Genomic DNA, 24642 nt, shown 5'->3' with positions numbered 1-24642 from the left:
ACGCGCCGCCGGTAACACATCAGAAGTCAGCCTTCAGGACCACGCGGTAGCGGGCTTTACCGTCACGGACGTGCTGGATGGCATCGTTGATTTTAGACATCGGGAACAGCTCGGTAATCGGTGCGACCTTGCTGCGGCCAGCAAATTTCATCAGCTTACGCAGTTCAAATGGGTTACCCGTTGCCGAACCCGAGATGCTACGGTCGCCGCCAATCAGCGTAAACGCTGGTACCGGCAGCGGCGTGAGCACCGCACCCACGGTGTGGAAGTTACCGCCTGAAGCCAGCGCTTCGAAGTACGGCTGCCAGTTCAGGTCCACGTTAACGGTGTTGATGATCAGATCAAACTGACCGGCCAGTTCTTTCAGCGCTTCTGGTGAACGGCTATTCACCACATGATCCGCACCCATCGCCCGCACTTCCTGTTCTTTCGACGGATTGGAACTAAAGGCCGTCACTTCTGCACCCATCGCGCGCAGCAGCTTAATGGCGATATGCCCAAGCCCGCCAATTCCAATCACCCCGACGCGGCTGGTGGCGGTGACGTGATGCATCAGCAGCGGTTTAAAGACGGTGATCCCGCCGCACAGCATCGGGCCTGCGGTTTCGATATCAATGTTGTCTGGCAGTGGGATCACCCATTGCCAGTCGGCGCGCAGCTTATCGGCAAAGCCGCCGTGGTTGAGGATGGTCGGCACCGAGCCTTCGGTACAGTTGATCTGGTTGCCATCGATGCAGGCATCGCAGTGGCCGCAGCTTCGCGCCGTCCAGCCAATACCCACGCGCTGACCAATCTTCAGCCCTTTACTCTGCGCGGCGCTACCTAGCGCGACTACGTGGCCAATCACCTCGTGGCCGGCAACCAGCGGATATTGCGAGAAGCCCCATTCGTTGTCGATCATCGACAGATCCGAGTGGCAGATCCCGCAGTAATCTACCTTCACTTCAACGTCTTCCGGCAGCAGTTCGCCGGCGTCGTATTCCCAAACTTCCAGTTCCGCTCCAGCATTTTTAGCGGCGTAGCTTTTTATTATGGACATCGTGTATCTCTTTCGTGTGGTGTTGAACAGAGAGTGTAGAGCATGTGCGAGTACAGCGCTTGGCGGAAGGCGGGATTCTGGGTGAGAAGTGATGATGGTAGAAAGATGCTGTTTTTTTCAACACTTAGCGTGTTTGGTACATGCTGGTGCTTGCATGGCAGCGCGCGGTAGGTATAATCCACAACGTTTTCCGCATACCTTTCCGTGCCGGAGTGGCGAAATCGGTAGACGCAGTTGATTCAAAATCAACCGTAGAAATACGTGCCGGTTCGAGTCCGGCCTTCGGCACCAACAGTATGTAAATGGACCTCGACTGAGGTCTTTTTTTATGTCTGAAATCCAGTATTTAGCCATCATTCCCGCTATATTAACTCTCTCAAGGTCAACCGACTTCAACGTGCATCTACCAACAGATGTTGGTACAGATGATGGTATTTCCGGTTCGATAATGCTTATACCAACAGGGAGGGGATAAACGTGGCTCTAACAGATATCAAAGTCAGAACAGCCAAGCCAACGGATAAGCAATATAAGCTGACCGATGGCAACGGTATGCATCTTCTCGTCCACCCAAATGGTTCAAGATACTGGCGTCTGCAGTACCGCTTTAGCGGGAAGCAAAAGATGCTGGCTTTAGGCGTTTATCCTGACGTGTCTCTTGCGGATGCCAGAGCGCGTCGTGATGATGCCCGTAAGCTTTTGGCAAACGGCATCGACCCGGGAGACAAAAAGAAAAATGATAAGGTTGAGCAGGAAGAAGCACGTACTTTCGAACAACTTGCTATTGAGTGGCACGCCACGAATAAAAAGTGGTCGGAAGAACATAGCCGACGAGTGCTGAAAAGCCTGGAGGACAATCTCTTTCCAGCCATTGGCAAACGTAATATAGCCGAACTTAAAACACGGGATTTGTTAGCCCCGATAAAAGCCGTAGAGATGTCTGGACGTCTTGAGGTCGCGTCACGGCTGCAACAGCGAACTACGGCAATTATGCGTTATGCCGTACAGAGTGGTTTGCTTGATTATAATCCGGCACAGGAGATGGCCGGTGCTGTTGCATCAAGTAACCGGCAGCATAGGCCTGCGTTAGAGTTGAGACGTACTCCCGAACTGCTTCAGCGCATTGATAGCTATACCGGCAGGCCTTTGACTCGTCTTGCCGTTGAGTTAACCCTCCTTGTCTTCATCCGCTCCAGCGAATTGCGTTTTGCTCGTTGGTCTGAGATTGATTTTGAAACATCAATGTGGACGATACCCGCAGAACGAGAGGCTATTGAAGGGATAAAGCACTCCCAGCGCGGCTCAAAAATGCGTACACCTCATTTGGTGCCGTTATCTCGTCAGGCGTTAGCAATCCTTAAACAGGTGCACAAACTTAGTGGCGATCGCGATTTTGTTTTCATTGGCGATCACGACCATCGTAAACCGATGAGTGAAAATACGGTAAACAAGGCTCTGCGCGTTATGGGTTATGACACTAAGATAGAGGTTTGTGGGCATGGTTTCAGGACGATGGCATGTAGCTCGTTGATAGAATCGGGATTGTGGTCGAGGGATGCGGTTGAACGGCAGATGAGCCATATGGAGCGTAACTCTGTGCGTGCGGCTTATATTCATAAGGCCGAGCATCTGGATGAGCGCAGATTGATGCTGCAGTGGTGGGCTGATTTTCTTGATGCGAATCGTGAGAAGGCGGTGAGTCCGTTTGATTTTGCCAAATTAAGCATGGAATGATTAGATGTATTTAAGGTATGTGTCTGACATACCTTATTTTTTTCTTTAACATGGCTTCTGATGCGGTGTTCGTTTTTGTAATGAAATCTGTTGTTCAATGCCAAAAACTCATATTGTAAGCTTGGTTCAAGTGATAGGTAGTTTTACACTGTCTCATCAGAAAAGCAGCATCTGAGATTTAGCCATTCATTCAGATAGAAGCGTTCTTACTGTTACATTAAAGGCAGGAGCCATGACTAGTCGCCCACAGATGATTATTAATGTTCTTCAGGCTAATCCTGATGAGCAATTTACAGCCCGTCAGCTTGCCCAAAAAATCATTGATCACTATGGCGCAGAGCTTGCTGTAAAGCGTCAAAATCCTCGATTCGCCAGTGATGAAGATTTCTTGAGTCAAATAGCTGCTGAAGTTGGTGGGAGCAGAACCGTTCAGGCAAAAGCGATGTGTCCTCAGGTTATGACGCGTGACAAACCTCGGCCCAGACTTTATTACTGGGGTAAGGAAATCGATAATGGCGTGCAACAAGAGTCATCTTTTGATATTGCTCCGACTCCGTCTGCTGAGACGGTAGCTTTTTCTGAGCATGCTCTTTACCCGCTTTTGATTGAGTACCTTTCTGAAGAAGAAGAATTACTTTGCCGTCGTATCGATGAAAAGCGTTCAAGCAATAACAAAGGTCTCGGAGCAAACCATTGGCTTTATCCTGATATTGTTGCATTGCAGCCTCTCGATAAAGGCTGGGATAGCGTTGTGCAAAATTGTGTACGTTATAGCGAAGGGCGTTTAACGCGGCTGTGGTCCTTTGAGGTAAAACGCCAGCTTAACCGTAGCAATGTTCGAGAATGTTTCTTCCAGGCAGTGAGTAATTCAAGTTGGGCCCACTTTGGCTATCTGGTCGCGACCGAAATAAATGAAGATAAGCAGCGTGGCGTTGAAAGAGAACTGCAAATGTTGTGTGCATTACATGGTATCGGTGTGATCCTGCTTAACCCGCAAGATCCCGGTAATAGCCAAACTCTGATTCCTGCACGAGAGCGAACAAGTATTGATTGGCAATCCGTCAACCGCCTGGTGGTTGAGAACAAGGATTTTAAAGAGTTTATCGATCTGGTTTCCGATTATCACCAAACAGGAAAAATACACAAAGCGCTCTGGAATAGATAACCCACTGTAATTTTTTTAATAAGATATTAGAGTGGATTAATAACAATATAGATTAATGAACAGCGAACTATTTAGAGTTAGTGAAATTTAAAAACTCTGTCTGCGAATCGATGGAATAGTAAATGTAATAAAAGTGGGCTAGTATGTGCTCACCAAATATTATAATAAATAAATCCATGCAGATAGGTTAACTTATCTAAATTGTGTTAGCTCAGATTTTACCTGGCAAAAATATGGCACAGATCTAAACCTAATCTGACAGGCAGCTCTGTGCCAAAAGCGGATCATCACTTCGCATCAAGTAATAGAACACCTCAGCGATAGGTATATAACCATCACAGCTTGTAGAAATTCTTAAACCCCTATGGTGTGTTTATTGCCAAGGTCAGATTAGACATAAATAATTCAAATTTGATATAATTACTAAATTAGTTAACATCTAGGATTATCACGAGAGATTATTATATGCTTGATTATATTTCCCAGCTTCCTTTACCGCTTGATAAAATACCTCAAGGTTTAAAAGATCTATTATTTGTTGAAGAAAACTCTAACCCTCAGAGAGATGTTACTGTAACTCATAGATACGAAAAAAATAAATATCAAGATGATTATGAATATACTCATATGATTATGGCTGTAGTGCCCGAAAATGATGTTTCAAAAGTAAGCGTGTTACGTGAATCCAGAGATGGAGTCGTAACTTTTTCCACGCCAGACTGCACAGTAAAAGGTGGCGCTTGGGATATTAATATTTCTATTTCTGGTTATGGGTATATTGTAGCTTCTTGGGGATCTGGTTCTCATTACTCCTTTTATTTGGCCGAAGATGTCTGGATGAAACTGGGTTTAAAACCGAGACTAATAGGTGATGATGAACAAAAAGTTATATTTGATGAGGTTACTTCGCCATCTTATGGAGTTGCGCAAGGTGATGTCTCAAGTGAATATTACTTTAAGAGCAACAAAGATGTTAAGTGGACAATGAGGAACGATTACCTCAGAAAATATTTATGGATGAAAGGTTGTGTTGGAGTAAAAGTTTTCTTCTATGAAGCCTATATCGAACGAACTAAGGATGTGCTCAACCTTTTATCAGGCTCTAATCACTACGTATTAAATCTTCCTTGGATTGAGTTCGAAATAGTTGATCATGGAGATAAGGTAATACTTCAAGCGTGGGGAACTGTTCAATCTGTACAGCCAGAACTTTGTGTCGAATTAGACGTCAACTCATTAGTATGGCCTGGTCACAATGCACCAATGACAATGTCCCGAGCAAAGGATTTTAGAAAGAGCGAATATGTGTATGTTAACGATGGTTTTCTTAATAAATATGAAAAAGATAAAACTTATGAAGCCATTCCATTTTTTGATGGCGATCATTATCGAACAGATCCTAGTTACGGCGGACAGTGGGCGTTTAGAGACTGTATTAGAATCGGCAGGAACTTAGTAAAAATACCTTTTTATGAACTTTACCGAGGAGTTCCAGAAAAGGAAATATATCATGTATTTGATTTTGCAAAAGATCCAAGTCTTATCGATTTTAACTTAATAGATGTTGAGCATATTGTTTCAAAGACTTTTAGATTTGCTAGAGAACTAGCAAATCTTAATGAGAATTTAGTGTCTCTAGGGGCCTTTTTAGATGTTCACCTGACTGGTTTTGATATTTTTGAATACAACAATGATGAGCTCAATGCTGAGGGATTAAGAAACTATCCTGTATTGCAAAAGCTTGCTCATGTGGCTTCAAGTGATATGCAGGAGCAAGATTTCTTAGCGCGATGCAAAACTATAAACGAGATTATAAATAAAATTAAAATAGGCTCGTTAAAGAAATTAAGTATTGCAATGGGTGTAAAGCCTAAGGATGTTGAAAGAATGCAAGCGCTAAAGTTATTGCAAGGAATATTAAATTTTACGGATGCTATTCTTGAACAGAATGAGGAGCAATCAGCACTTAAACATGCTAATGAACTTACAGCATTTAATTCGCCTAATTTTAAGTTAGCGGCTCTCTTTATTAATAACGATTTGAGAAACGCTGAAGCTCACGAAGCAGTGGATAAATCCATCGAACATTTAGCTAAGCTTGGCTTTGATAGTGCAACTTTAGCATCGGGTTATAGCCATGCGTTAGATTTTATCTTTGATAAAATAATTGGAAGTCTAAAATATTTTAATACAAATTTAAATAAAATCCTGCATTAAAATTACGGATAAATATAAGCTTTAGAAGGAATTCTAAAGCTTTTTGTTTAATCTATGTTTTTTGGAATTATTAATAATCAATCTTGATGTGCTCTGTGATCTGTTTGCTCATACATTGGTGCGTTAGTAATCCATTCATCAGTTGCAGTGCAATTGCCAATATCCGCTCATCGCTCTGAGTTCAACGGGTCGATGCAACGGCTATCCTTAATCAAAGGGGACTATTTTGTCCCCCCAATGTGCCCACGACTAAATTTGTCCGCCCACCCCTTTAAACTTCTCAATAAACTCCCCAAATTTCTGAAAAACGGTTTGTTTTTTCGTTTTGTAATGAGGATTTAACGGACTAAGTTTTGGTAAAGTCTCGTTTAACTCAGTGCCATTTTCGGTGGCATATTCGCGTTTTAACGATGTACGGATATAGCGCTTCGCTGCCTCTTCATTGAGGTTTTCTTCTTTTATCAACGCTTCAGCTTCACGTAGCTGCTCACGCTGAGCAAAAATGAAGAATGCATCAATGATGCTGGCTTTGTCCGGCATGTCATCAAGGTTAGTCTGCTGAATAAAGTCAACAATCAGACCTTCTTTTGCCCTGTTACCTAGGCTTGAGCGAATTAACCGTCTAACCTCTTCAGTCAGTGCCTCTTTACCTTTCTTCTGCCTGTTGTGTTCAAAAATTAGACCAAGAATGTAGTCCAGGTTAATTTCCTGAGATTTCAGTAGGTCAATTTCAAACACGACATCATCCCAGTCAGTGGTTGACTTATCCTTGTCATTAGCCACTTTCTCGCGACGCTGCCAGTCACGGATATCATTGTAGGCTGAACGATAGTCCTGAATCTTACGTTCTGTGGGGAGACGAATGGTCTGTAATTCGGCAAACTTTTCATCGTCAAGATAATGCGCTGTCTTGAAGGTTTCCACGGCATCGGAATCGCTGATATCGACTTTTTGCAGATCTTTCAGCATGGCAAATTCGTCGTAGTTTTGCAGGATATTTTCAGCCCGCAGGTATTCACCAAACAGTTTAACGAAGGCTTTTTTCCCCTTCTCGCTATCAATGCTAGCCGGATCAGGGAACTGGTGTTCCAAGGTCGTCACAATATCCATAAAGCCGCGCTTAGCCTCACCTGTCACGATATCAGTAAAGCCCTCCATGTACTCTTTATAGCTTTTCTCCAGCACCACATTTTTGGTGTTCTTATCACCAAACAGCGTAATAGCATCAATGGTTGCGCGTTCAAGATCCCTGAACGTCACTATATTGCCGAAGGTCTTGGTGGCATCAAAGATACGGTTGGTGCGGGAGAATGCCTGCATCAAGCCGTGATAACGCAGGTTTTTATCGACGAACAGGGTGTTCAGCGTCGGAGCGTCAAAACCGGTTAAAAACATTCCCACCACAATGAGCAGGTCGATGTCCTGATTTTTAACTCGCAGGGCCAAATCACGGTAATAGTTTTGAAAACCGTTGCTGTCAGTGCTGAAATTCGTCTTAAAGTGAGCGTTATAATCATCAATGGCTGCATCCAGAAACTCTTTGGCGCTGCTATTCATTGCACTGGTATCAAAGCTTTCATCAGTAATGTCACCGATAGCACTTTGTTCTTCATTAGCCGCAAAAGAGAAGATAGTTGCCACCCGCAACGGTTTATAGCTGGCTGATTTATTAGCCACCTCTTTCTGTAGCTCTTTAAACGTCGCGTAATACGCTTTTGCCGCATCCACGCTACTTACTGCCAGCATGGCATTAAAACCTCTGGCACCAGGGAAAGTGCGATGTGTTTTCTGGCAGAAGTTGTTCAGTATGTACTGTGTGATTTCCTGGATGCGCAGCGGGTGAAGAAAAGCCTGCTGATTTTCCGCGGCACTGAGTTTTTTCTCGTCGGTTTCGGTTTCCAGCGCCTTAAACTGCGGGCGGACATCGTTATAGTCCACCTTAAACTTCAGCACCTTTTCATCACGAATGGCATCGGTAATCACGTAAGAATGTAACTCACGGCCAAAAACGCTGGCGGTCGTTTCCGACCCTAATGCGTTTTGCGGGAAAATGGGCGTGCCGGTAAAACCGAACTGGTAATACCGTTTGAATTTCTTTTTTAAGTTCTTCTGTGCTTCACCAAACTGACTACGGTGACATTCATCAAAAATAAACACCACCTGCTGCTGATAGACGGACAAGTCCGCTTCCGCCTTCATCAGGTTATTCAGTTTCTGAATAGTAGTGACGATAATTTTATTATCGTCTTTATCCAGATTCCTTTTAAGGCCTGCAGTATTGTCAGAACCATTCACGCTGTCCGGCGAGAAGCGCTGATACTCTTTTATGGTCTGGTAATCGAGATCTTTCCTGTCGACCACAAAGAAGACTTTATCAATAAAGTCCAGTTCGGTTGCCAGCCGTGCGGCCTTAAAGCTGGTCAGGGTTTTGCCTGATCCGGTAGTGTGCCAGATAAATCCCCCGCTTTCTGGCTTTGACCAGTTCTTCGCGGTAAAGGAACTGTTAATTTTCCATAGGATTCGCTCGGTGGCAGCAATCTGATAGGGGCGCATCACCAGCAGCGTCTGGCTACTGTCAAACACGCTGTAGTTAAACAGCACATTGAGCAGGGTATGCTTCTGGAAAAACGTGGCGGTGAAGTCCTTCAGGTCTTTAATCAACGTGTTGTCGGACTTCGCCCAGTTCATGGAGAAATCAAAACTGTTTTTATCCCGCTTGGTGGTATTGGCAAAGTAACGGGTATCGGTGCCGTTGGATATAACAAACAGTTGCAGATACTTAAACAGAGAATTGTCACTGTTAAAGCTTTCCTTGCTGTAACGGTGTATCTGATTGAAGGCTTCACGTATAGCGACACCGCGTTTTTTCAATTCAATTTGTACCAGCGGCAGGCCATTGACCAGAATGGTGACATCGTAGCGATTGGCATGCGTGCCTGCTTGTTCAAACTGCTTGATGACCTGCACTTTATTGCGAAGGACGTTTTTTCTATCCAGCAGATAGATATTCTGAATACGGCCATCGTCGAAGACGAAATCATGAACATAATCATCATGAATTTTGCGGGCCTTTTCGACAACGCCATCGCTGGGCTTGTCCATCCAGGTTTCTACAAAGCGACGCCATTCAGCCTCCAGGAACTCCACATTGTTAAGGCTTTGCAACTGTTCCCTGACATTGGCGAGCATAGCCTTGGTGTTGTTCAGGGTTGGCAGGTATTCATAGCCCTGGTTAACTAAATCCTGAATCAGCTCACGCTCCAGATCACCTTCGCTCTGGTAGCTCTCGGTAATCTTCCAGTCCGGGTTGTATTTGTCCAAAATGATAAAATTATTGGACTCAGCAATTGGCTTGGTACAATCAACCATTTTTTTGTTCCTGCTGCCAGAAGTTATAGTTATCTTTCAAGTGTTCGAGCAACAGTTTGACTGTTGCTTTCTCCGCTGGCGTTGGTTCTGCAACGGCTTCATTCGATAGCGTACAGTGACTTGTGAACTGCATAATTCTATTCAAATAGAGTTCTTTGTCGTCGGGTAAAAGTAGGGACCATCTAGGGTAGCCCAAAAAACTGGCCGTTTTCTCATACAGATTGCGCAGTAACGTGAAGTGATATCTTTCCACGTTGTTATTAACAATAGCCTGTTCGATGGTTTGCTTTAGGTGGAGATGATAGGAAAAACTCTTGTTAGAGTCGCCATGTTTTTCTGTGAGGGCAAATGTACCATCCTCAAAACTCTCCAACATGTAACAAGCTTTTCCGTTCAGCTCATTGAAAAGCACATTATAAAATAGTGGATTATGCGTCGTGATAATGAACTTCAAATCGGATTCACTGGATTTGATCAGCCCTGCAAGATTGACTGCTAATTCAATCAAATGGTTATCATCAAGGGAGCTAACGGGATCATCAATGAATACATATTCCAGTTGATCAAACTCTCGGTTCTCACGTACATCCGGATCGGCGACATTGAGAATTGTGACGACTTGATCCAGCAAGGTGTAAAAAACACTCCAGATGAAGTTGCTCTCTTCGCCTTTAGATAACTTGATATGGGCGGAACGTTCATCGTTGCCGCGCTCCATGGAAAAAGTAACTTCTGTAAAATCTGGATTGAAGTGTGGCGTTAGCTTGTCGTTCGCATAGCGCTGGAAATAACGGACGATATTGCCATCCTGCCCCAAATCTTTTAGCAATGTCAGCAACCAGTTTGTATAGGAATTAGGCTGCACCTTCAGCTTCGGTTCTGCGTCTTCTTGCAGATCGTTATCCCAATAAAACAAGTCCTCGGTGAATGCATTGTAATAGAGGATTTTTTTGTGCGACGACTCGGACTGCTCAGCTTCGTCTTCATCTTCTGCGTTATTTACTTTGGACGCAATCAGTTGCTTGAAATCCCGGGAAAGACGTGTCTTACCCGTGCCATTGAAAGCGTAGATTAACTGCACCTTTGGTACAGACTTAATCTGCTCTACTTCCTTGGTGACAGTTTTTTTGGTTTTCCTGGGCGAACTCAGTTGTTGGGCTATCTCTGAGAGTGTCTTGCTCATGTTATGCCTCTGCCACTTCCGGCTTCGGGAAGCTAAAAAGCATGTCTCGATAATATTCGTACTGCTTTTGTCGCAGTTCAATTTCGCGAGGAAGGCCTTCGCTGATAGAGTTTGCTAATGTCTCAAATTTGTCGAGAACTGTGACGATACGAGTTTGTTCATCTAAAGGGGGAACTAATACAACAGGAGCTTTCAGTATGTGATATGAAACAAACGGCTGTGAGGCACTGTTAGATTTAGAACCAAAATCTTGTAACAGTAATAAATAGTATGCAAATTGCGGTAAAACTTCTGTCGATTTATGTTTACAAATGACGCCATTATACGTAACAAAATGCTTGCCTTTACCCCAATTAACAATGCCTGCGTAAGCACCTATATGGCCAATAACCGGCGAATCTTCGCTATTATATTTATCATGAGTGCCGACAATCCCATTGCTGCCATAAACTGGGTATTGCCCTCCAGATTTAGGGATCGTATTACCTGTTCCATACTGAAAATCATAAATATCACCTAATGTCATTTCCTTGACGTATTCACTTTCCTTAAAGTCCAGCAACTTGTCGCGATAGTAGTTGTACTGCTTTTTACGCATGCTAAGCTCAGCGGTAAGCTCAGCGGTAAGTGCAGTAAACGTATCCAGAATCCGGATGATTTCAGACTGGATGGCAAGGGATTTTTCTGGAGTGTCCGGGCAGGGGATAGGGATTTTCAGCTTATTTAAAACTGATTGTGTCTGGCTTGGCACGCCACCTGCTTGGTTCATTTCGCCAAGACCTACCGTCGTCAAGAAGTAGTAAAGATACTTTGGGCAAATTTGTGCTTCATCAATTTCCGTATAAAAAATGGTGTCAACAGTCCAGAACGGAACATCAACGAAAAATAGATTACCAAGCGAGCCCTTTCTCGGAATTAAAACAGAAGGTTTGTTGTAGGCGTAGGTGTCTGCGTATCGCATAATTCCACCTGAACCGTAAACCGGAAATTCGCCTTCGCCAAGCGCCTTGTGATCCTTGCCGTTTTTGATGCGAGCCACATCACCTAAACGCTTCCACTCAACATCAACCCCATCTAGCAGTTTTTCAAGATAACTCAGTTCGCTCATTTCTGCTCCTCGCCACCTTCAATCTCAGCCACAATCGCATCAATGTCTTTGCGTAACTGGTCGATTTTGCTGACGATAGTTTTCAATTCAGCATTCAGTTCCGTAATATCGACGATTTCACGGGTGTCTTTCGCTTCCACGTAGCTGCTGACAGAAAGGTTGTATTCATTCCCGGCCACTCTTTCAAAGGGCACTGATTTTGCCAGATGGTCAACATCTGATTTGCTACTGAACACCTGCATGATCTGAGCGATATGGGCATCGGTGAGAATGTTGTTATTGGTTTCTTTCTTAAACAGCCCACTGGCATCAATAAATTGCACGCTGGTATCGGTTTTGTGCTTTGACAGCACAAGAATATTGACGGCAATGGTGGTGCCGAAGAACAAGTTCGGGGCGAGAGAAATCACCGTCTCAACATAGTTGTTATCAACCAGATACTGACGGATTTTCTGCTCTGCACCGCCACGGTAGAAGATCCCCGGGAAGCAGACAATCGCCGCCCGGCCTTTGGCGGAAAGATAGTTCAGCGCATGAAGCACAAACGCAAAGTCAGCTTTTGATTTTGGAGCCAGCACACCTGCCGGAGCAAAACGCTCATCGTTTATCAACGTCGGGTCGTCACTGCCAATCCATTTCACCGAATACGGCGGGTTAGAAACAATCGCATCAAACGGCTTTTCATCGCCAAAGTGTGGTTCAGTTAGGGTATTACCCAACCTGATATCAAATTTGTCGTAGTTGATGTTGTGCAGAAACATGTTCATACGCGCCAGGTTGAACGTCGTATGGTTTATTTCCTGACCAAAGAAACCTTCTTCGATGATGTGGTTATCAAAATGTTTCTTCGCCTGCAGCAGCAGTGAGCCCGAGCCTGCTGCCGGGTCGTAGATTTTGTTAACGTGGGTCTGACCGTGCATTGCTAGTTGTGCAATCAGTTTTGAAACGTGCTGTGGTGTGAAGAACTCTCCGCCTGATTTACCTGCATTTGCCGCATAGTTAGAAATCAGGAACTCGTACGCATCACCGAACAGGTCAATCTGGTGGTCATTAAAGTTACCCAGTTTTAAACCTTCTACACCTTTCAGCACGGCGGCCAGACGGCTATTTTTGTCTTTTACCGTGTTACCCAGACGGTTACTGGTGGTGTCAAAATCAGCAAACAGGCCTTTGATATCGGCTTCAGATGGATAGCCATAAGCTGAACTTTCAATGGCGACAAAAATGCTGTTTAAATCAGCATTCAGCCTGTCGTTGGTATTGGCTTTAGCTGCAACGTTGCAGAATAGCTGGCTCGGGTAAATGAAATAGCCTTTGGTTTTGATGGCATCATCTTTGATGTCATCGGTAATGATACTGTCATCAAGCGCAGCATAGTGGATGCTGTCATCACCAGCTTCGATGTAACTGGAGAAGTTTTCACTGATAAAGCGGTAGAAAAGTGCACCAAGGACATACTGCTTAAAGTCCCATCCATCTACCGAGCCTCTGACATCGTTGGCGATAGCCCAGATTTGGCGATGTAGTTCTGCACGCTGTTGAAAGCTTGTCATTTTTTATCCTGTGTTCGATTCTTAGCAACTGCTGTTGACGAGATTTTACCGCAATTTGTTCACAACGACTGTATCTATATCAGATCCAGTTATGACTCTTCCGATAAGTGGTTTCACGATGACAAAAAGGCTATGCCAGTTACCTCTATCTGTGTGCATTAGTAAAATTTGATTATTTGCTGTGCTGCAGCAATCGTTTTCTGGTCTGCCGTATTGGGCATTAGAGCGTATCCTGCAGCAGATAAACCTGCATACCTGTTCAGTTGAGTTGCAGGGGAAGTCGTGGACGACCTGTCAGTGGACGCTCAGGTACTTCATTGCAGCCGTGGAGTAGCAACCCCTCCTTCTGTTGGATTTTTGTCATATAGGCGAGTACCTGCCGTATGTTGGTAATACTTCCAGGATCGTTGTAGTGAACAGGGATATTGATATTTGCTCGATAGTGTTCCTTGTACTCGCAACGGTGATGCCAGCCTTCCCTGTCTGTAATGTTGCTCCATAGCTCGCCCGCTTTCGCAGCCCATGGATAAGTTATCTGGGTCCGATTACCATCTAACCAGAAGACTGCATGGGCGTGGTAGCGGTGATCCTCAGTCCACTCTATGACCCAGAAATAACCTACTACGGCCCGCAGACTCATCATGTTTTTCATTAACAAGTGGATATCCAGTTCCAGTTGGTGGTGTCCAGGTTGTGCATATCTAGGCGTTCCATTTTTGTAGAACAAGTCTATTCGAATAGCCCGCAGGCAAGCATACCGGTTGATCATATTATCCGTATGCCAGTTCAAGACAGACTCCAGAAACCAGTCTGGTGTCCAGGATCGTTCAATATTCATGTGGTTATTTCCTGACTGCTGCTTGGAACAGCCATGTAGAGGAGGATACTCCCGCGGCAATGAGCTGAGGGATGGATTATTAATGGGCAGATCTGTAGACAGGGTTAAGAGGAATATAAAAAGGGAGTGCCTATTAATTATATTAATTAACCGATATTAATTTTAACTCCCTGAACATTTCTTAGCCCTTACAGAACAAGGCTTGAGGCTCAAATCAGCGGATCGAGTACAGTGCGGTATGCAAAGCAGACGTACTCATCCATCTTGCTGGTAAGCATGTGGTTCTCAGCCTGACGGTCATTGACCCAGCTATTTACCTCCTCGCTTGTTTTGAATTTTAAACTTTCAACCCAATCAGCAAGACAGTTGCCCAACATCAAATCGTACCAGCATAGCCATACAAGCTTTAGACGGAGCTCAGTCCCTCTAAACTGCTGAAACAGACTGGTGAGCTTATTTGCAAGTGAACGCTGTTTTAAACGGACGCATTCGGAAAGCAGAACGCCTTCAAGCATGGGATGATGGGCCAACAGGTGTTCCTGCGTTAATAAGCTTACGCTCAGGTCATCATCTATCGATAATGATGCTGCCGCTCCCTTTCCGTAAATAAGCCGGTGTAGCCAGTGGGGCACAATAGCAATAACAGCTTCTTTACCATGAAAATTTAGACAGCCAACCGTCAGGCTATGATAGTGATATATGTTTTGATGGCACATTCCCTGCCGGACAGTCAGCTTCGTAAAATCAGTCAACCAGGTCTGGTAGCATTTTTGAAGTTCTTCGTAACGCGGTTTATAGCCTTTCATCGTTTATATTCCTTCTGGCTTAAATTACAGGCAGCAGAAAATCTCCGGGGAGCCGGATAACTATCTTCGTACTGCAACGTTAGTTTGGATTGAGGTTATTTACGGGATTGGTTAATACGTTCCTGGAGCCAGGATTCAACTTCGCTTTTTAGCCAGCGGGAGCTACGGCCCATTTTTATTGGTTTTGGGAAAACATCATCTTTAATTAGCTTGTAGAACCACTTGTCCGTTAAGCCCGTCAGACTGGTGATATATGCCATATTGACAAACTGGTCTTCTAAAAGAGATGTATGGGTGTTCATTATTCGATTCTCCGGTTAAGAAAGGTAAGCCAGACTCGCGATGTTTGATAACGACCACGTGCTTCGGCATACCAACCCGGTAATCTGTAAAAAAAGTTGAAGGTCATTGACCTCTATGCCACTACGGGCCTAAAGGCAAATTGAATTGCTAAGTGCTACATCATAACGATCCGCTTTCTATCAGCTATCGAGTTCCCTGAACGCTACTACATACCAATCTATAAGCTGCCATTGAGCACTGCATTACGCGAGGTTTTTGACATTTAATCTCAAGGGACCGCTATGTGTAGGAGTGAAAAAAACTGCTTTTGTACTTGATGGTTTTTTGGCGGGTCGAAGCGATTTGATAGTTGAGGGGACGACAGCAACATCTGACGAAGAGTTTATGTAGAGCATCATCGGTGGTGGTTTCATAGATTCTATAAGTAATCATATGTATTTTCGGTATGATTGATTGAGTCTGAATGATATAACTTATTGATATAATTGCCTTGAAATCAAAATAATCACTACACTTTTACTACGAATTTACAGTGTTTTTATTGTTATTTCCCCTTCAAAAAAAGTAAGATTTACATCTTAAATTGCTTCATTTAATCTTGAATGAAAATGATGGAAAACAAGCGTTTTGGATGAGGGGAGGAGGTCATGAGAGCGGGTGGGGCCGATGAGCGAGATATGCGGGAAAGACGTCAGAGTCAGGCAAGGCGTCTGAAGTGGCTAAAGAAAAATCCGAGGGCGATGCATTTCTTTCTCTTTCATTTGCTGACGAAGACAGCTTCTTTAGCTAATGGGAACATTCGAAACACAAAGTCTGAGTTAGTGCCTCTGTCTCCTGGATATGATCCCGGAGTAACATTATCTGCCGAAAATATGGGGGGAGAAAAATCGTTTGAAACAAAGTTTCTTATGTCACAGTACGATCCTGATACGCAAGGCGGGGTGGAGAATGAAAAAGAAAGAAATACGCAGCGTCAAGAACGATTAAAATGCTATCAGGCTAATGGGTTGGATTTTTCAAGAATAAAAAATACTGATGTCATCCCTGATGTACTAAAGGAAATCATTGAGATTCTCATAGTGTTTTATTCATCTATGAATTCACGCGATAAGATTATAAAAGAAATCGAGTATGAATGGGCTAATGTCAGTAACCAATTTCTCAATCCGTTTTCATGGTTGGACAAGAATAATGAAGGGCAATGCCAGTGGGTTTGGGAACAAATGAATAAAAAATATCTTGCTATTAATACCAAACCTATTTCCTGTGAGCAACGCTACCATTTTATTATCGCCATCTTTGATAACTGGACAGGTTGGAGTAACGAGCAACTAGGATATCTGAAAGAAAATAAAAGAAGAAGTATTGCAAAATTGAATTATCAAGGATTAGGAAGTGCTTTAGAGCATAAAAAGATATTGCTCGAAGAACTGGGCAAAGCTTGGGAACAAAAATCCCGTAGGAAAAAGATAAAAGATACAGCAACACCTTTGAAATTGAATAAATTATACCAAAAAAAGTTGAGCCAGATTGCTGAAAGTAAAAGCATGACGCTGGATGAGGCGCTCAAATGTCTTATCGACAATGAGTGCTCACGCATCTGCGGGTAGTAAAAAACCAGATGGGAACAGGGTATACATCTGAACATCATTCCAAATAATTTCAGACAGATATTATCTCAGTGAATCACCCCGAAACCTTCCTGGCTCGGGGGTTTTGTTTTTCTGTCTGAGGTTGTTTTATGAAAAAAATAGAAGGTCTGCGGGCCATCGAGAAACCGTTGGCGTCACTCCCCCATGCCATTGGCAAACATATTCTTGACCATATTCAAAAACTCACTCACTACGAACCGGTCATCGGGATCATGGGCAAAACAGGTGTAGGTAAATCGTCGCTCTGTAATGCGCTGTTCCAGAGTGAGGTTACCCCCGTCAGTGATGTCAACGCCTGCACCCGTGACGTACTGCGATTTCGCCTGAGAAGAGGTGAACATAGCCTGATACTGGTAGACCTGCCCGGTGTCGGTGAGAGTGAGCAACGGGATAAAGAATATGAATCTTTGTATCGCTGTATCCTTCCTGAATTGGATTTAATTCTGTGGGTTATTAAAGCCGATGATCGTGCTTTCTCCATCGATGAACGTTTCTACCGGCGTGTGATGGCTGGCTACCAGCAACGGGTGCTGATTGTCGTTAACCAGGCTGACAAAATCGAGCCATGTCATGAATGGGACGCCACCAGCAATGCACCATCACCGCACCAGTTGACTAATATCGTGACCAAGCAGGACTCCATTCGCCAACTGTTTTCACCGCATCATCCAGTATGTGCAGTCTCAGCCCGAACAGAATGGAACCTGCCATCAATGGTTGAAACCATGATGCGTTGCCTGCCGGACCGTGCCACCAGCCCGCTGATGAAGCAACTCCACGGGAGGTTATGCAGTGAGCCGGTAAAAAAGCAGGCACGTGAGGGCTTTGGCGATGCTGTGGGAGAGGTTTTTGATTCTGCGGAAACAGCATCATTTATTCCCGCACCACTAAAAGCGGTCATTCGTACGGTCCGCGATGCCGTAGTATCCGTTGCCCGTGCCGTTTGGGACTGGATTTTCTTCTAACCTTGGCTCACCTGCGGTTATTATCGGGACATATCCTGTCCGTTCTGACGTTTTATAGGCTACCAAATTTGGTCCGCTTTCTCTTGATAGCCCGTCGTGGCTGCATTCAGCAACATTAAAAAATACGTCTTCTTGTGTCCATTCCCTGTCCTGCTCCCTAGTTAAAATAACCTTCTTATTTTCAGCTAATTATCACACTGGAGAACTTGTCTCATGACTCAGGCTGAACGCCGTCATGATCGGCTTGCCGTCAGGCTTTCGTTAATTATAAGCCGCCTGGTAGCGGGCGAAACGCTAGATATGCGAACGCTGGCAACTGAATTTGGCGTATCGGTTCGTACCCTGCGTCGGGACTTTAGGGAACGGCTGATGTATCTGGATCTTGAGTATCGCAAAGGTCAGTGTCGTTTGCTGTCCGGTAGCCGCCAGAGAGAGCTGGCGGTGCTGACTTTCGCCCGCCAGTCAGGTGTTGAAGCATTGTTTCCGGATATGGATAACCATCTGGTCAGTTCACTTCTGAGCGGGCCGGGTGAGTCTCCATGCCTTATTTGGAACGGGGATTCACTATTGCCATCACCAGACCTCGGCGTATTTACCAGACTGGTGAGTGCAGTTTCTGAACACCGGAGGGTGACGCTATTGGGTAATGGTTGCCGCTGCACGGGACTCGCTCCCTATCGTCTGGTCTTGCGTGACCGTGAGTGGTATCTGACCGGTGAGCATCAGGCCCGGATCGCCGTGTTTCCTCTGGCGGATATACGGGCGGTCACGCTTAATAAGGACAGTTTTGCCCCGGATATGGCGGTGCGCGAAATTCTTTCTCGTCCCGATTTTCTTCAGGCACTACCTCACTTTCAGTGTATCGAAGACGTTATATCTTCCTTTAGTACCAACAATATTTAACCAAATAAAAGGATAATGAAATGAAAAAAACAAGGTTATTGTTATTAATATCTGGGATCGCTGCTGGAATAATTACATCAAATTTAGCAGAGGCATCCAGCCTTTATAAAGGTGTATTACCTGCCGCAGTCAACAATAAGGATGGCAACAGGTTTTGGTGCAATGCTTATCAGCAGGTGAGAAAAATGTGTAAAGCTACTGAAATTGATGCGTCAGGTGGGTTTATCTTGATACGTTCTGCCCCTTTAAAAGATTGCGAAGCTGGTGTTTGGGGATGGATCAATCCTGGTGACAAGAATAGCCTAACTGATTATATTGCAACGGGTTATACCATTACTGCTGATGCTAAAATTAATGTGACAGTCAAGGATCTGTGCAGTCCCGGCATGAAAGTAACCTTTAGACCTAATAGTAAAAGACCTCAATTTGATGACATGGTCGGACTGTATAATGGAAAAGAAGTCTTCCGTTATAAATGGCCTGACTCAAAATAAATTATAATGAATTAAGGTTTGGATATGAAAAGACTATCTATTTTTACCATGTTGTTATTCCCTGTTACCTCTTTTGCGGTTCCTAATATGTGGGCCAGTGGCTTTGGTCAGGGCATAACTGAATACCTGATCACTAACCCGGAAAATGTCGTTGTTAACCTTAACTGCACCATGAACCCGGATGAGCAAAATATCTTACAACATAATGTGCTTATCGACCTGCCGGACGGTACACGCGCGGATTCACATGATGACAAAACAGCAATAATGATCGTGACCGATGACCAACAGTTTCCATTACCCTCTTCGCTGGGCTGGCGAAATGGCGATAACGCCTGGATTCAGTTCATTGATGCGCTTGGCAATGCCGCAACGTTCGATGTTTATGTTAATGACAAAAAAGTAGGGCATTTTAGTCCCGGTATTAAGAATACAAAAAAAGAGCTGGAGGATCTTAGCGGTTGCAGGAATACCGCAGGTTAACTTTCTTTATTAGTAGCCAAACGATCATCATACGGGTCATGCCTCCTTCGGGAAGCATGGCCTTTTTGTTTTTAATCTCCGAAAACGGAATTAACCATGACCCGATTAGTATCTCGCTTTGGAGCGGTAAACCTCGTTCGCCGCGACCGCCCGCTAACCCGTGATGAACTGGCACATTACGTACCGAGTGTCTTTAGTGAAGAAAAGCATGAATCACGCAGCGACCGATACACCTACATCCCGACCATAACCCTGCTCGATAACCTGCAGCGCGAAGGCTTCCAGCCGTTCTTTGCCTGCCAGACTCGTGTACGGGACCAGAGCAAGCGTGAACACACCAAACACATGCTGCGCCTGCGCCGCGAAGGCCAAATCACTGGCAAGCAGGTGCCGGAAATCATTCTGCTTAACAGCCATGACGGCTCCAGCTCATACCAGATGCTGCCGGGGCTATTTAGATCGGTTTGTCAAAATGGGCTGATTTGCGGTGAGAGTTTTGGTGAGGTGCGTGTTCCCCATAAGGGTAACGTGGTGGAGAAAGTCATTGAAGGGGCTTACGAAGTACTGGGGATATTTGACCAAGTGGAAGAGAAACGCGATGCCATGCAGTCGCTGCTGTTACCGCCACCGGCCCAACTGGCAATGGCAAAAGCAGCATTAACCTACCGCTTTGGTGAAGAACATCAGCCGGTGACGGAATCGCAGATCCTTTCCCCGCGCCGCTGGCAGGACGAAAGCAATGATCTCTGGACCACTTACCAGCGTATTCAGGAAAACCTGATTAAAGGCGGGCTGTCAGGGCGAACGACCAAAGGTAAGCGCGCTCATACACGCGCCGTTAAAGGTATCGACGGTGATGTGAAGCTTAACCGCGCTCTATGGATAATGGCCGAGAATATGCTGCAGCTTGCCTCATGAACCTTTTTATTATCCCTTCCCTCAGGCCTTGCCAATAAACCGGCGAGGCTTTTTGTTTTAAGGAGCAAATATGTCTGTATTCAATTTATCCCCGGTATTTCCTGCAAACGAGCAACGCGTCATTCGTCGGGCGTTACGCCTGCTGGAGAAATATCAGCGTCAACCGAGTGAGCCATTTACCTCCACCAGCTTCACTAAGACCTGGCTGCAATTACAGATGGCTCATCAGGAGCGTGAAGTTTTTATCGTGATGTATCTCGACAATCAGCACTGCCTGCTGGGATGCGAAACTCTATTTACCGGCACACTCAGCCATACCGAAGTTCATCCCCGCGAAGTGGTTAAATTGGCTCTGAAACACAATGCCGCTGCGGTAATTCTGGCGCATAACCATCCGTCAGGTACGACAGAAATCAGTCAGCAGGACAAACACATCACTCAGCGGATAGTGAAAGCGTTAGCACTGGTAGAAGTGCGAGTGCTGGATCATTTGGTTGTTGGGAATGAAGTGGTTTCTTTTGCTGATCAGGGTTTGCTTTAAATGGAGGTTTTCATGTCAATCACACCACCTCATGAATGGGGTCTACAAAGCGATATCACCCCACGATTTGGCGCGAGATTAGTTCAGGAAGGCAAGCGTCTGCATTACCTGGCTGACAGGGCTGGTTTGACGGGGAGCTTTAGCCCGGAGCAACTGCAGAAACTGGATCAGACTTTCCCGCTGTTTATAGGTCAATTGGAAGCAATGCTGCGGTTCGGTGAGTTAAATCCACAGCAGCAACATCAGATGAACATTCATCTTACGGGTTTAACCTGCATAGCTGACACCCGTGGTAGCTGCGGTTACGTTTACATTTCTATTTATCCAACCCCGTAACACCTTCTCTCTTCTTCTTTTCTCAGGATTCTATCCATGCACATTTCATCTGTACCGGCCACGGTGCCGGTTTCGTCACGTCTGTCGCCCGTACAGGTCTGGCAGCAACTGTTAACGTATCTGCTGGAGCACCATTACGGCCTCACACTAAACGACACGCCATTCCATGACGATACGGCCATTGAGGAGCATATCGACGCGGGAATCACGCTCGCCGATGCGGTGAATTTCCTGGTGGAACGTTATGAACTGGTACGCATCGACCGCAAAGGGTTTACATGGCAGGAACAGACACCATTCCTGACAGCGACTGATATTCTCCGAGCCAGGCGAGCTACCGGATTAATAAATACCTGAATTCTTCGAGCCTCATTCCTGATTTTGACCTCTGAACTTCCCACCTTTTTTATTCATCGCATAATGCGCCTGCCACTCCCGGCAGGCGTGTTTGCTTTTATGGATGATTAACGATGCAAACAGAACCCGACGTGTTGACGGAACATAATGAACTGATCCTTTCGACCAGTATCGAACGTGTAGTCACTGGACGCGATACCGCACTTAAACAGATTGAACAACTCATTGAGCAGCTTGATGCCATATCACGGCTAACCTCAGAAATTGGCGGTGGTACAGCGCAAGACTGGGCGATGAAATCCGGGCACCGCTACGATAGCTGGCTGACTGAGAAGGCTGATAAAGCTATGCCTGCCGTCACTCGCAATATAGATCGCAGCATCTGGCGCGATTTGATGCTGAAGTCCGGCATGATGGCCTTGATGGATGCACAGGCTCGCGACCAGTGGCACAAGAACCTGGAGGAGGGCGACCTTCCTGCAATCAGCGAGGAGAATATCCTCAGTACCTTTGAACAACTGCACCTGAATAAAATAGATGTATTTGAGCGCGGGATCATCAACATCTTCAAAGGCCTGTCGTGGGATTACAAAACCAATAGTCCCTGCAGCTTTGGTAAGAAGATCATCATCAATAATCTGGTAAGTCACAATCGATGGGGATTTAGTCTGAACTGGGGTTGGCGGCGGGATCAACTGGTGGACCTGGAGAGAATGCTGTTTCTGCTGGATGGCAAACCCATCCCTGACAACCGGGGTGATATTTCTACCCGATTGATGGAGCATATTCGGGATAACCCGGCTAAGGACGTTTACGAAGATGAGTTCTTCAGCATTCGTTACTATCAAAAAGGTACAGCGCACCTAGCCTTCAAGCGTCTGGAGTTGATTGAGCGAATGAATGACATCATTGCTAAACACTATCCGGGAATGCTGGCTTCGAGATGATGAGAGGACTGATGTTGTCTTCGCCGCAGGTAGTTACGTGAACACAAACGTGCTATTTTAATAAGTGTTATTAATTTTTATTAAAAGGTGACGGTCATGAGACAACTCACGAAACAGACGATCAGTGCTCAGATCCCTTCAGAGCTTGCTGCGGCGGTTGAAAACCTGGCTATTGAACTGGATAGATCCAAAAGCTGGGTGATTAAAGAAGCGCTGACCGCCATGGTTGAAGAGAGAGAGCGGCGGCATCAGCAGATTTTGAAAGGGCTTGCTGATGTCGATGCGGGAAGAGTGGTTAGCCATGCGGATGTAGTTGACTTCGCTAACAAACTGAAAAAATCGTAACCCATGGAAATACAGTGGACCCAAAAGGCCCAGGATGATCTGGAGCGTATTTATAGGTTTGCCTGTCAATACAGTCGGCAACACGCTGACAACGTATTAGAGCTTTTGCTCATAGGAACCTCAGGGCTCGCGGAACATCCAAGAATCGGTGTTTCTCAGATAAGATATGAACCACGAGAAGTGAGAAAAATCTTGTTTGATGATTATGACGTTCACTATGAAATTCAGCGCGACACTATCTATATTGTTGACCTTTGGCATACCCGAGAGGATCGCTGAAGTTCGTCATCTTCGAGGTAACTCGTGCCCCGATTCGAGTCCCAAAATCAACGATTTAATGTGTTGGTATCGATGTTGGTACATTAACTAAATATTATTTTAAATTGTTTTAAAATCAAAGGATTAATTATCATGTGCGAGTCCGGCCTTCGCACCATCGGAACATCAATAGACGTCAACGGACGTCTTTTTTTGTGCCTGAAATCCAGTATCCGCAAGGCTTTCCTCGCTTTTTCACTCAACCTAAGTCAACTTACTGATGCGGGTACAACTGCGGATATATCGAGGTTCGATAATATTTGGAGTGCTCTGGGGGTTAACATACACATCGCCCGATCACACACTTGTGTGATATCCGCTGCTGCTAAGTTTAGCCTTCTCGGTTAAACCACTGACCTTCAAATCTACTTAACAAGCCGATATGGCGTTCTGATACTATAGCGCACTTCATGGCAATCAGATTACGCACGGGTGAGTGCTTGGGCTGCTGCGACAATCTCCGGCTATGGGAGGACGACTATGATTGAACAGTGCAAATCGCTGTTCGACGTCGGACGCGAATATCGACTCAACGCTTTGAGGATGGTGAACTTGCAGAGAATATAGAGGTTGATCGTCGGTAGTGGACGCACAACTATATAGTGTATGAGTTAATGACGGGCTAGTGCAGCATTCTTCTATTTGTGTATAGCACTCTGGTGCTGTTTGGTCTGCCCAGTGTCTCAACGCTATCACCGGCGGTGATTAGCGATTACGTGTGACCTTCCTTTATATAGCTGTATCCCTATAGGGCGTACCGCCGCCGTGGCCAGCGCAGCAACTTCAGTAGGCACAACCGCCGAAGCAGAATCATCACCGATACTAACGAAGTCGTAGATCACGTTCTTTTCCCCTCTATATAGAAAGGCGTAATACGCAGCCAATCATAATATTTTGCCACGTTTGTGGATAACTCTGTGTGTAAGTGGGTATAAGGCGGGGTTCTGCTGGGGATTGCAGCAGTCAGTCATTTTTCTGCAATTTAGCTATTGCGGGCTGCGAGAAACTCCTTATAATGCGGCCCCACTGAGACGGAACAACGGCAAGCAAACCGCCGGGTCAGCGAGG

General features: G+C 45.2%; 23 protein-coding genes and 1 tRNA gene. 16 read left to right on the top strand and 8 right to left on the bottom strand.

Translation table 11 applies throughout. The features are described from left to right. Positions 1 to 19: 19 nt before the first annotated feature. Positions 20 to 1039: an NADPH-dependent aldehyde reductase Ahr gene (gene ahr / locus KP80_RS04535; RefSeq protein ID WP_052282396.1), complete on the bottom strand. Its 1020-nt coding sequence runs from the start codon at positions 1037 to 1039 to the stop codon at positions 20 to 22. Between the two features lie 206 nt (positions 1040 to 1245). Here ahr and KP80_RS04530 point away from each other — a divergent pair. The 4 genes from KP80_RS04530 (at position 1246) to KP80_RS04515 (ending at position 6155) form a co-directional block, all read left to right on the top strand. Then, positions 1246 to 1330 (top strand) — tRNA-Leu (locus KP80_RS04530). 186 nt (positions 1331 to 1516) lie between these two features. After that, positions 1517 to 2773 (top strand): tyrosine-type recombinase/integrase, encoded by a 1257-nt coding sequence (locus tag KP80_RS04525; RefSeq protein WP_052282395.1) that lies wholly within the window; start codon positions 1517 to 1519, stop codon positions 2771 to 2773. A 232-nt stretch (positions 2774 to 3005) separates the two neighbouring features. Then, positions 3006 to 3938: a COG2958 family protein gene (locus KP80_RS04520; RefSeq protein ID WP_040170604.1), complete on the top strand. Its 933-nt coding sequence runs from the start codon at positions 3006 to 3008 to the stop codon at positions 3936 to 3938. A gap of 465 nt (positions 3939 to 4403) precedes the next feature. Continuing rightward, positions 4404 to 6155 (top strand): hypothetical protein, encoded by a 1752-nt coding sequence (locus tag KP80_RS04515; RefSeq protein ID WP_052282394.1) that lies wholly within the window; start codon positions 4404 to 4406, stop codon positions 6153 to 6155. 249 nt (positions 6156 to 6404) lie between these two features. Here the strand turns inward: KP80_RS04515 and KP80_RS04510 are convergent, their stop codons facing one another. The 7 genes from KP80_RS04510 to KP80_RS04480 form a co-directional block, all read right to left on the bottom strand. Beyond that, entirely contained in the window at positions 6405 to 9524 is a 3120-nt protein-coding gene (locus tag KP80_RS04510) for an HsdR family type I site-specific deoxyribonuclease (RefSeq protein WP_052282393.1), read from the bottom strand. After that, the gene (locus tag KP80_RS04505; RefSeq protein WP_052282392.1) at positions 9517 to 10707 is read right to left on the bottom strand and encodes an AAA family ATPase; all 1191 of its coding nucleotides are present in this window, start codon (positions 10705 to 10707) and stop codon (positions 9517 to 9519) included. Before KP80_RS04505 ends, KP80_RS04510 begins: the two co-directional genes overlap by 8 nt. A gap of 1 nt (position 10708) precedes the next feature. Further along, complete coding sequence (locus tag KP80_RS04500; protein ID WP_052282391.1) at positions 10709 to 11815, bottom strand: restriction endonuclease subunit S; 1107 nt, start codon at positions 11813 to 11815, stop codon at positions 10709 to 10711. Next, complete coding sequence (locus KP80_RS04495; protein ID WP_052282390.1) at positions 11812 to 13368, bottom strand: type I restriction-modification system subunit M; 1557 nt, start codon at positions 13366 to 13368, stop codon at positions 11812 to 11814. The genes KP80_RS04500 and KP80_RS04495 overlap by 4 nt, the downstream gene beginning before the upstream one ends. A gap of 259 nt (positions 13369 to 13627) precedes the next feature. Next, positions 13628 to 14206, bottom strand: coding sequence for an inovirus-type Gp2 protein (locus KP80_RS04490; protein ID WP_052282389.1), 579 nt, complete (start codon positions 14204 to 14206; stop codon positions 13628 to 13630). A 209-nt stretch (positions 14207 to 14415) separates the two neighbouring features. After that, the gene (locus tag KP80_RS04485; protein WP_052282388.1) at positions 14416 to 15012 is read right to left on the bottom strand and encodes a hypothetical protein; all 597 of its coding nucleotides are present in this window, start codon (positions 15010 to 15012) and stop codon (positions 14416 to 14418) included. A 95-nt stretch (positions 15013 to 15107) separates the two neighbouring features. After that, complete coding sequence (locus tag KP80_RS04480) at positions 15108 to 15314, bottom strand: helix-turn-helix transcriptional regulator (RefSeq protein WP_043018267.1); 207 nt, start codon at positions 15312 to 15314, stop codon at positions 15108 to 15110. Between the two features lie 648 nt (positions 15315 to 15962). Here KP80_RS04480 and KP80_RS04475 point away from each other — a divergent pair. The 12 genes from KP80_RS04475 (at position 15963) to KP80_RS04420 (ending at position 23535) form a co-directional block, all read left to right on the top strand. Beyond that, the gene (locus KP80_RS04475) at positions 15963 to 16925 is read left to right on the top strand and encodes a hypothetical protein (protein ID WP_052282387.1); all 963 of its coding nucleotides are present in this window, start codon (positions 15963 to 15965) and stop codon (positions 16923 to 16925) included. A gap of 131 nt (positions 16926 to 17056) precedes the next feature. Further along, positions 17057 to 17932, top strand: coding sequence for a GTPase family protein (locus KP80_RS04470; protein ID WP_052282386.1), 876 nt, complete (start codon positions 17057 to 17059; stop codon positions 17930 to 17932). Between the two features lie 213 nt (positions 17933 to 18145). Further along, positions 18146 to 18835, top strand: a complete 690-nt coding sequence (locus tag KP80_RS04465; protein WP_052282385.1) for a WYL domain-containing protein — start codon at positions 18146 to 18148, stop codon at positions 18833 to 18835. Positions 18836 to 18855: 20 nt separating this feature from the next. Further along, a complete protein-coding gene (locus tag KP80_RS04460; protein WP_052282384.1) occupies positions 18856 to 19329 on the top strand; it encodes a hypothetical protein in 474 nt (157 codons plus the stop codon). Between the two features lie 24 nt (positions 19330 to 19353). Continuing rightward, positions 19354 to 19812 (top strand): hypothetical protein, encoded by a 459-nt coding sequence (locus KP80_RS04455; protein ID WP_197276139.1) that lies wholly within the window; start codon positions 19354 to 19356, stop codon positions 19810 to 19812. A 96-nt stretch (positions 19813 to 19908) separates the two neighbouring features. After that, the gene (locus KP80_RS04450) at positions 19909 to 20730 is read left to right on the top strand and encodes a DUF932 domain-containing protein (protein ID WP_052282383.1); all 822 of its coding nucleotides are present in this window, start codon (positions 19909 to 19911) and stop codon (positions 20728 to 20730) included. A gap of 70 nt (positions 20731 to 20800) precedes the next feature. Further along, positions 20801 to 21271 carry a RadC family protein gene (gene radC, locus KP80_RS04445; RefSeq protein ID WP_052282382.1) on the top strand — a complete coding sequence of 157 codons (471 nt, stop codon included), beginning with the start codon at positions 20801 to 20803 and terminating at the stop codon, positions 21269 to 21271. A gap of 12 nt (positions 21272 to 21283) precedes the next feature. After that, positions 21284 to 21607 carry a type IV toxin-antitoxin system YeeU family antitoxin gene (locus KP80_RS04440; protein ID WP_052282466.1) on the top strand — a complete coding sequence of 108 codons (324 nt, stop codon included), beginning with the start codon at positions 21284 to 21286 and terminating at the stop codon, positions 21605 to 21607. A gap of 36 nt (positions 21608 to 21643) precedes the next feature. Then, positions 21644 to 21964, top strand: coding sequence for a TA system toxin CbtA family protein (locus KP80_RS04435; protein WP_034917128.1), 321 nt, complete (start codon positions 21644 to 21646; stop codon positions 21962 to 21964). 113 nt (positions 21965 to 22077) lie between these two features. Then, positions 22078 to 22911 (top strand): DUF4942 domain-containing protein, encoded by an 834-nt coding sequence (locus KP80_RS04430; protein WP_052282381.1) that lies wholly within the window; start codon positions 22078 to 22080, stop codon positions 22909 to 22911. Positions 22912 to 23007: 96 nt separating this feature from the next. Beyond that, positions 23008 to 23256 carry a CopG family ribbon-helix-helix protein gene (locus tag KP80_RS04425; protein ID WP_052282380.1) on the top strand — a complete coding sequence of 83 codons (249 nt, stop codon included), beginning with the start codon at positions 23008 to 23010 and terminating at the stop codon, positions 23254 to 23256. Positions 23257 to 23259: 3 nt separating this feature from the next. Beyond that, on the top strand, positions 23260 to 23535 hold the full coding sequence (locus tag KP80_RS04420) for a type II toxin-antitoxin system RelE/ParE family toxin (protein WP_052282379.1): 276 nt from the start codon (positions 23260 to 23262) through the stop codon (positions 23533 to 23535). The last annotated feature ends 1107 nt before the right edge of the window (positions 23536 to 24642 follow it).

Source organism: Kluyvera genomosp. 1 (genome assembly GCF_001266615.1).
GTDB lineage: Bacteria > Pseudomonadota > Gammaproteobacteria > Enterobacterales > Enterobacteriaceae > Kluyvera > Kluyvera cryocrescens_A.
Note: the sequence above shows the minus strand (reverse complement) of the source record. Positions and strands in the feature narration are given on the sequence as shown.

Excerpts from the sequence above, each read along its gene's own strand:
- ahr (WP_052282396.1), bottom strand. The coding sequence starts at position 1,039 with ATGTCCATAATAAAAAGCTACGCCGCTAAAAATGCTGGAGCGGAACTG.
- KP80_RS04520 (WP_040170604.1), top strand. The coding sequence starts at position 3,006 with ATGACTAGTCGCCCACAGATGATTATTAATGTTCTTCAGGCTAATCCT.
- KP80_RS04515 (WP_052282394.1), top strand. The coding sequence starts at position 4,404 with ATGCTTGATTATATTTCCCAGCTTCCTTTACCGCTTGATAAAATACCT.
- KP80_RS04510 (WP_052282393.1), bottom strand. The coding sequence starts at position 9,524 with ATGGTTGATTGTACCAAGCCAATTGCTGAGTCCAATAATTTTATCATT.
- KP80_RS04505 (WP_052282392.1), bottom strand. The coding sequence starts at position 10,707 with ATGAGCAAGACACTCTCAGAGATAGCCCAACAACTGAGTTCGCCCAGG.
- KP80_RS04500 (WP_052282391.1), bottom strand. The coding sequence starts at position 11,815 with ATGAGCGAACTGAGTTATCTTGAAAAACTGCTAGATGGGGTTGATGTT.
- KP80_RS04495 (WP_052282390.1), bottom strand. The coding sequence starts at position 13,368 with ATGACAAGCTTTCAACAGCGTGCAGAACTACATCGCCAAATCTGGGCT.
- KP80_RS04490 (WP_052282389.1), bottom strand. The coding sequence starts at position 14,206 with ATGAATATTGAACGATCCTGGACACCAGACTGGTTTCTGGAGTCTGTC.
- KP80_RS04485 (WP_052282388.1), bottom strand. The coding sequence starts at position 15,012 with ATGAAAGGCTATAAACCGCGTTACGAAGAACTTCAAAAATGCTACCAG.
- KP80_RS04480 (WP_043018267.1), bottom strand. The coding sequence starts at position 15,314 with ATGAACACCCATACATCTCTTTTAGAAGACCAGTTTGTCAATATGGCA.
- KP80_RS04475 (WP_052282387.1), top strand. The coding sequence starts at position 15,963 with ATGAGAGCGGGTGGGGCCGATGAGCGAGATATGCGGGAAAGACGTCAG.
- KP80_RS04470 (WP_052282386.1), top strand. The coding sequence starts at position 17,057 with ATGAAAAAAATAGAAGGTCTGCGGGCCATCGAGAAACCGTTGGCGTCA.
- KP80_RS04465 (WP_052282385.1), top strand. The coding sequence starts at position 18,146 with ATGACTCAGGCTGAACGCCGTCATGATCGGCTTGCCGTCAGGCTTTCG.
- KP80_RS04460 (WP_052282384.1), top strand. The coding sequence starts at position 18,856 with ATGAAAAAAACAAGGTTATTGTTATTAATATCTGGGATCGCTGCTGGA.
- KP80_RS04455 (WP_197276139.1), top strand. The coding sequence starts at position 19,354 with ATGAAAAGACTATCTATTTTTACCATGTTGTTATTCCCTGTTACCTCT.
- KP80_RS04450 (WP_052282383.1), top strand. The coding sequence starts at position 19,909 with ATGACCCGATTAGTATCTCGCTTTGGAGCGGTAAACCTCGTTCGCCGC.
- radC (WP_052282382.1), top strand. The coding sequence starts at position 20,801 with ATGTCTGTATTCAATTTATCCCCGGTATTTCCTGCAAACGAGCAACGC.
- KP80_RS04440 (WP_052282466.1), top strand. The coding sequence starts at position 21,284 with ATGTCAATCACACCACCTCATGAATGGGGTCTACAAAGCGATATCACC.
- KP80_RS04435 (WP_034917128.1), top strand. The coding sequence starts at position 21,644 with ATGCACATTTCATCTGTACCGGCCACGGTGCCGGTTTCGTCACGTCTG.
- KP80_RS04430 (WP_052282381.1), top strand. The coding sequence starts at position 22,078 with ATGCAAACAGAACCCGACGTGTTGACGGAACATAATGAACTGATCCTT.
- KP80_RS04425 (WP_052282380.1), top strand. The coding sequence starts at position 23,008 with ATGAGACAACTCACGAAACAGACGATCAGTGCTCAGATCCCTTCAGAG.
- KP80_RS04420 (WP_052282379.1), top strand. The coding sequence starts at position 23,260 with ATGGAAATACAGTGGACCCAAAAGGCCCAGGATGATCTGGAGCGTATT.